This is a genomic window from Pseudomonas sp. UBA6276 (genome assembly GCF_002438365.1).
GTDB classification, from domain to species: Bacteria; Pseudomonadota; Gammaproteobacteria; order Pseudomonadales; family Pseudomonadaceae; genus Aquipseudomonas; species Aquipseudomonas coleopterorum.
Genome location: NZ_DJUS01000024.1, coordinates 5,668 through 5,912, shown reverse-complemented (window position 1 = coordinate 5,912; position 245 = coordinate 5,668). Strand labels below are relative to the sequence as shown.

General features: G+C 62.0%; 1 protein-coding gene. It reads right to left on the bottom strand.

Going from position 1 to position 245, the window contains the following annotated elements:
- A partial coding sequence (locus tag B2V21_RS03370) for an RsmD family RNA methyltransferase (RefSeq protein WP_286916030.1) occupies positions 1–245 on the bottom strand: 245 nt, incomplete at both ends.

The window sequence follows — 245 nt, the reverse complement described above, 5'->3', positions numbered from 1 at the left end:
TCGTTGAGGCGGCGGTAGGCGCCTTCGCCGTTCTTCAAGTCCTTCTTGCGCTTGATGAACGCAGGTGGGTCGGCGACGATCACGTCGAAGCGCTCTTCGGCGGCCTTGAGTTCTTTCAAGGCCTCGAACACGTCACCTTCCACGCAGGTGACTTTCTCGGCGAAGCCATTGAGCGCGGCATTGCGCTCGACGCCATCGAGGGCGAAGCCCGAAGCGTCGACGCAGAACACTTCGCTGGCGCCGAA